Genomic DNA, 6,814 nt, shown 5'->3' on the forward strand with positions numbered 1-6,814 from the left:
CCGCGGCGGCCTCATGCCACCGCCCATGGGCGGGGCTGCGACAATGACCGCCGCACTGAACTAAAAGGCGGGTAAAGCCCGGCCGACGGAAGGGACATGCGGCACCTATGAGTGCATCAGGCGGAACCAAGGCGATCGTCGCGGCGCTGGGCGCCAACCTGGCCATCGCCGTAGCGAAGTTCGTGGCGTTCGCCTTCAGCGGCTCGTCGTCGATGCTCGCCGAGGGCGTGCACTCGATCGCCGACTCCGGCAACCAGGGCCTGCTCCTGCTCGGCGGCAAGAAGGCCAAGCGCGCCGCCACCGCGGAACACCCCTTCGGCTACGGCCGCGAGCGGTACATCTACGGATTCCTCGTCTCCATCGTGCTGTTCACCATCGGCGGCGTCTTCGCGCTCTACGAGGGCTACGAGAAGATCCAGCACCCGCACGAGCTGGAGAACTGGTACTGGCCGGTCGGCGTCCTCGTCTTCGCCGTCATCGCCGAGGGCTTCTCCTTCCGTACGGCCATCAAGGAGTCCAACGAGCTGCGCGGGCAGCAGACCTGGGCCCAGTTCATCCGCCGGGCCAAGGCACCCGAGCTGCCGGTCGTCCTCCTGGAGGACTTCGGCGCGCTGATCGGCCTGGTCCTCGCCCTGTGCAGTGTCGGGCTCACCCTCGCCACCGGCGACGGCATCTGGGACGGCATCGGCACGATGTGCATCGGCACGCTGCTCGTGCTGATCGCCCTCGTCCTCGCGGCCGAGACGAAGTCGCTGCTGCTGGGCGAGGCCGCGGGCCCCGAGCAGGTCGCCAAGATCCGCGCCGCGGTCGTCGACGGCGACGTCGTCACCCGCGTCATCCACATGCGCACCCTGCACCTCGGCCCCGAAGAACTGCTGGTGGCCGCCAAGATCGCGGTCCAGCACGACGACACCGCCACACAGGTCGCGGACGCCATCAACGCCGCCGAGGCCCGCATCCGCGAGGCCGTACCGATCGCCCGGGTCATCTACCTGGAGCCCGACATCTACAACGAGAACGCCGCAGCCGCCGGCGCCAATCCCGCGAAGTCCCCGGGCGACCACTGACCGCTGCGCCGCCACCGGCCAACGGGGCGAGCGGCATCCGCAATGAGGTCCCGGAAGAGGCACCTGGGGAAATCCCGGGCGAGGCCCCGCGCCCACCGATGGGGGAGCGGGGCTTTTCGCCGAACGTCCTCGGACGGCAGACGGCCTCGGGCGGCCGTCGGACGGCCCGGCCTCGGGCGGCTCCGCGCGTCGGCGCGCCCGTGCTCCGCAGCTCCGGTGCCGGCTCCCCCGCGCCCGTCCCTTCCCGGGTGCCCACGGCGACGCCATCGCCCCGTCTGGCGCCGCTGCCGGACAGTACGTTCTCAGCCCCGATCGACCCTCGCCCCTCCACCACGGCAAGCAGCTCCAGCCCTCGCCCGCCGCTCCCGCACCCGGAACCACGTGCAGTCCCGGGCAAGGACCCGGACACCACAGGCTCGGCCGCGACCGGAGGCCAGGGGGCGAGCGCCCGCCCCGCCCGCACCGAAGCGCACAGAACCAGCCGACGCGGGCTGGGGTCACAGAGCCTGTCGGTGTAGATTCGTGCGCAGTGCCAGACGTCGCTGCTGATGGCGGTCGGGCGGCCCGCACCGCGGACCGGCCGAGGGAGAGAGGGCCTCCGACGGACTGCGCTGCGGCCAGGGGGAGAGGTGTGTCCGCTTCCGCGTACGCTCCTGCCTGCCCGCGCCGCAGACTGCCCAGCCCGATATCCACCTCGACGCTCGAGGAGCAGCCCGTATGACGACAGCAGCCACCGGCCAGGACTTCAAGGTCGCCGACCTGTCCCTCGCCGCCTTCGGCCGCAAGGAGATCACCCTCGCCGAGCACGAGATGCCCGGCCTGATGGCGATCCGCAAGGAGTACGCCGCCACCCAGCCGCTGGCCGGCGCCCGTGTCACCGGCTCCCTGCACATGACCGTGCAGACCGCCGTGCTCATCGAGACCCTGGTCGCCCTGGGCGCCGAGGTCCGCTGGGCCTCCTGCAACATCTTCTCCACCCAGGACCACGCGGCCGCGGCCATCGCCGTCGGCCCGAACGGCACCCCCGACAGCCCGCAGGGCATTCCGGTCTTCGCCTGGAAGGGCGAGAGCCTGGAGGAGTACTGGTGGTGCACGGAGCAGGCGCTGACCTGGCCCAACTCGCCCACCGGCGGCCCGAACATGATCCTGGACGACGGTGGCGACGCCACCCTCCTCGTCCACAAGGGCGTCGAGTACGAGAAGGCCGGCAAGGTCCCCGCGATCGAGACCGCGGAGAGCGATGAGCACCGCGCCATCCTCGAACTGCTCACCCGCACGGTGGCCGAGGCCCCGCAGAAGTGGACCCGCCTGGCCTCCGAGATCCGCGGCGTGACCGAGGAGACCACCACCGGCGTCCACCGCCTGTACGAGATGCACCGCGACGGTGTGCTCCTCTTCCCGGCGATCAACGTCAACGACGCCGTCACCAAGTCGAAGTTCGACAACAAGTACGGCTGCCGCCACTCTCTGATCGACGGCATCAACCGCGCCACCGACGTGCTCATCGGCGGCAAGACCGCCGTGGTGTGCGGTTACGGCGACGTCGGCAAGGGCTGCGCGGAGTCGCTCCGCGGCCAGGGCGCCCGCGTGATCATCACCGAGATCGACCCGATCTGCGCCCTGCAGGCGGCGATGGACGGTTACCAGGTCGCCACGCTCGAAGACGTCGTCGAGACCGCCGACATCTTCGTCACCACGACCGGCAACAAGGACATCATCATGGCCTCCGACATGGCCCGGATGAAGCACCAGGCGATCGTCGGCAACATCGGCCACTTCGACAACGAGATCGACATGGCCGGCCTCGCGAAGCTCGACGGCATCGTCAGGGATGAGGTCAAGCCGCAGGTCCACACCTGGACGCACCCGGACGGCAAGGTCCTGATCGTGCTCTCCGAGGGCCGTCTGCTGAACCTCGGCAACGCCACAGGTCACCCGTCGTTCGTGATGTCGAACTCCTTCGCGGACCAGACGCTGGCCCAGATCGAGCTCTTCACCAAGCAGGAGGAGTACCCGACCGACGTCTACGTCCTGCCCAAGCACCTGGACGAGAAGGTCGCCCGCCTCCACCTCGCCGCGCTCGGTGTCAGGCTCACCGAGCTGCGCCCCGAGCAGGCCGCCTACATCGGCGTCCAGGTCGAGGGCCCGTACAAGCCGGACCACTACCGCTACTGAGACACGACTGAACCACCTCAGCAGCCGGTGAACCCAGGCCCTCGCCACCCGCGGCGAGGGCCTGGCCCGTACCGGACAGGCATCAGCACCACCCCCGGCCCGCGCCCCTGCCCGGAACCCGTCATCCGCACCCGCCGGCGCATCCCCTCCCCACCGCACCACCACGAGCCGGAGCCAAGTCCCCCGCACCCCTGCGGCCCCACGCTCCCGGGGACGCGTACACCCGAACCCCCGCACGGCCCCGCCAGAAGGACCCCCATGCCCCGCGGCCATTACTCCCTGCACGACCCGCACGATCACACCCCCCTGGGTGAAGAGCACTTCCACTGCGCCCCCGGCCCCTCCGGCTGGCGCTACGTCTCCCAGATCACCTCCCCCTCCGGAGACCACGCGGGCTCCGTCGACCTCACCCTCGACGCGCTCGGCCGCCCGATCCGACTCGAACTCCACGCCTCCGCCTGGCAGGTACGCGGCGCCGCACTCGAAGGCGTCACCTGGGTACGCACCGACCCCACCGGCGAACACGCCACCGAAGGCAACGTCCCCGCACACGCCTTCACCGGCGCGTCCCCCGCCTTCCTCATCGCCACGGCCCGCCTGCTGCGTCCCGCCCCCGGCGCCGGAGCCGTCCGCACCCGGCTCGTGGCCTTCACACCCCCCGTCCTCGCCCCCCGCACCCTCGATCAGTCCTGGGCCCTGGTCTCCAGCACAGCACACGCCACTGACAACGCCCCGCTGATCGATGACGAATACCAGGTCAACGACCTGGAGACCGGTGAACAGCACACCGTCCACATCGCCGGCGACGTCGTCCTCTCGGCCCCCGGCATCGAACTCGAATCCCTCGAATCCCCACCGTCGACCTTCGACTGACCGCCACCGAAACAGCCCGCCGCGAACCCCGCCGCTCAGCCCCGCCCCGCCCCAACTCCCCGTCCACCACAGCGATCACCGCAGAAACCCCACGACGAGACGGCCGTCAGCCACATCCCCACACCCCCGCCCGCCCTCGTCTCACCCCGGCGCCACGAACCCCGTACGCGCCGCCCCCTCATCCCCACAGCCACCAGGACCCTGGCCCTCCACCGCCCCGGCCTCTCCACCACCCCGGTGACCACGGAACTCCCGCCCCCCGGCGACATCGGCACGACCGCCCACGCCACCCGCCCCACCAGACACAGCGCCCCCGTTCAGCACCGCTCCGGGCGCCCCCAACGGAGCCCCGAAGGCACGCTGCGCCTCCCGGGACTGCCGTTCACCGACCACCGCGGCCAGGTATGCCGCCGGGTGCACCCCCTCCGGCACGGACACCCCGGTGAACCCCCGCAGATCCTCCGCGAGCCGCCCCGCCATCGCCCCGCCGATCTGCGGATCCAGCTGCCTCAGCCGCGACAGGAACTGCCGCACGGTCAGCCACCACCCGTCCGGCACACGGGAAAGATCGAGTGCCCCCAGCTCCCCGGCCATCCACGGGGGCGGCGGCGGAAACGCCGCGCCCTGACGCGCCACAGGCAGCCGCTCCCGTACGACCAGCGTCCCCGCGAAAACGTCCCCCAGCCGCCGTCCACGCGCCGACACCAGGGACGCGACGCACGCCACGACCCCCATGGTCAGCACGATCTCGATGGCTCCCATGGCACCGCGTACCAGCGCATGCCGGAACCGGATGGGGCCGCCGTCCTCCCGCAGCACCCGCAGCCCGCACATCAGCTTCCCCAGCGAGCGGCCGTGGCTCAGTGTCTCAATGACGATGGGTATCCCGATCTGCACCAGGACGAACGTCGCCACCGCGACAGCGGCGACCGCCGCCCCGTCCATCGAAGAGGTCCCGCTCATCAGCAGCAGCGACACCACGATGTACGTCCCCCAGGACACCGCGAGGTCGACGACCACAGCCAGCGCCCGGCTCGGCAGCCTGGCCGGCCGCAGCCCCAGCACCACCGCCTCACCCGTCACCAATTCGCTCACGTGCCCCACTCCCTCTCGCGTCCCGCTCGGTCCCCAATACCCCGCCCGCCCCACGCCGGGCGCGGCCAGTCTGCCAAGCTGACCGCGGACCCCACCTCACGGCGCTGCGAGGAGCGACACCGTATGGACCTCGATGTCTTCGTCTCGGCCCACGGCGCCGAATGGGACCGCCTCGAAGCACTCCTGCGCCGCAAGCGCCGCCTCACCGGCGCCGAGGCCGACGAACTCGTCACCCTCTACCAACGCGCCACCACTCACCTCTCGCTGCTCCGCTCCAGCGCCCCCGACCCCGTCCTCGTCGGCCGGCTCACTTCATCGGTGGCCCGCGCCCGCAGCGCCGTAACGGGCGCCCGCAAGGCATCCTGGCGCGATGCCGCCCGCTTCTTCAGCACCGTGTTCCCGGCGGCCGTCTACCGCCTGCGCCACTGGTGGATTCCCACGGCGATCCTGTCCACCGCGCTGGCCGTCCTCCTGGGCTGGTGGATAGCCGCCCACCCGGAGGTGCAGGCCACCATCGGCGCTCCCGAGGATCTCCGCGCCATGACCCGCCCAGGCGGCGAGTACGAGACGTACTACTCCAGCCACCCGGCAGCATCCTTCGCCGCCCAGGTATGGACGAACAACGCCCAGGCCGTGGCCCTCTGCCTGGTACTCGGCGGCTTCGCCGGCATCCCGGTCCTGTGGATCCTCTTCCAGAACATGCTCAACCTGGGCGCCGGCATCGGCCTGATGGCCTCGGCGGGCCGCCTCGACACCTTCCTCGGGCTGATCCTGCCGCACGGCCTCCTCGAACTGACCGCCGTCTTCATCGCGGCCGGCATCGGCCTGCGCCTGGGCTGGACACTCGTCGACCCGGGCCCGCGCACCCGCCGCACCGCCCTCGCCGAGGAGGGCCGCTCCGCCCTCGGGGTAGCGGTAGGACTCGCCGTGGTGCTCTTCGTCTCGGGCGCCCTGGAAGGCTTCGTCACCCCCTCCGGCCTGCCCACCTGGTCCCGCATCGGCATCGGCGTCGCCGCCGAGCTCGCCTTCCTCCTCTACGTCTACGTCCTGGGCGGTCGCGCGGTACGAGCGGGGGAGACCGGCGACGTCGAGGCCACCGACCGCGATATCCAGGTGCCGACCGCAGCCTGATGTGCATCGGCCCCCGCTGACCTGCTAATCTCCTCTTCGCCCCAAGTAACCCGTTGACACGGGTCACGACGGGAGGTAGATTCGAACGGTTGCCACGAACTGGACAGGTTCGACCGCGACGGTTAGTCTCATATCTGCTTCAGCCGGAAACTCAATTCGGCGAAGCCATTCGATCACTTAGCAGGAGAATCCGGTCGATTCACTCGATCAAATTACTTCTGATAAAGTTCGAATCAGCCGAAAGGCAAAACCCCTCCGACGGGGAATCGGAAGCGAATTCGGACCGGAAACGGCGAGAATCGGATCTGATAAAGTCGGAAAGGCCGGAAAGCGAAAGCTGGAAGGCCAACCCCGCTCCAACGGGGGGCCGGAGACGGAAACGGATCTGGTAAGGTTGGAAACGCGAAAAGGCCGAAAGGCCGGATCGCACCGGCGAAAATCGGGACCGCGAGGATCTGATAGAGTCGGAAACG

5 protein-coding genes are annotated in these 6,814 nt (G+C 70.2%); 4 read left to right on the top strand and 1 reads right to left on the bottom strand.

Annotation, left to right across the window (positions count from 1 at the left end):
- The first annotated feature begins 107 nt into the window (after positions 1 to 107).
- From LIU39_RS28030 to LIU39_RS28040, 3 genes are all read left to right on the top strand, one after another.
- Positions 108 to 1,067, top strand: a complete 960-nt coding sequence (locus tag LIU39_RS28030; protein ID WP_227049700.1) for a cation diffusion facilitator family transporter — start codon at positions 108 to 110, stop codon at positions 1,065 to 1,067.
- Positions 1,068 to 1,784: 717 nt separating this feature from the next.
- Complete coding sequence (gene ahcY, locus LIU39_RS28035; RefSeq protein ID WP_227049701.1) at positions 1,785 to 3,242, top strand: adenosylhomocysteinase; 1,458 nt, start codon at positions 1,785 to 1,787, stop codon at positions 3,240 to 3,242.
- A gap of 258 nt (positions 3,243 to 3,500) precedes the next feature.
- Positions 3,501 to 4,115 (top strand): hypothetical protein, encoded by a 615-nt coding sequence (locus LIU39_RS28040; protein ID WP_227049702.1) that lies wholly within the window; start codon positions 3,501 to 3,503, stop codon positions 4,113 to 4,115.
- A gap of 141 nt (positions 4,116 to 4,256) precedes the next feature.
- Here the strand turns inward: LIU39_RS28040 and LIU39_RS28045 are convergent, their stop codons facing one another.
- The gene (locus tag LIU39_RS28045; RefSeq protein ID WP_227049703.1) at positions 4,257 to 5,210 is read right to left on the bottom strand and encodes an RDD family protein; all 954 of its coding nucleotides are present in this window, start codon (positions 5,208 to 5,210) and stop codon (positions 4,257 to 4,259) included.
- A gap of 123 nt (positions 5,211 to 5,333) precedes the next feature.
- Here LIU39_RS28045 and LIU39_RS28050 point away from each other — a divergent pair, with 123 nt between their 5' ends.
- On the top strand, positions 5,334 to 6,341 hold the full coding sequence (locus LIU39_RS28050) for a stage II sporulation protein M (RefSeq protein WP_227049704.1): 1,008 nt from the start codon (positions 5,334 to 5,336) through the stop codon (positions 6,339 to 6,341).
- The last annotated feature ends 473 nt before the right edge of the window (positions 6,342 to 6,814 follow it).

Origin of the sequence: Streptomyces pinistramenti, from assembly GCF_020564935.1 — a bacterium.
Classification (GTDB): Bacteria; Actinomycetota; Actinomycetes; order Streptomycetales; family Streptomycetaceae; genus Streptomyces; species Streptomyces pinistramenti.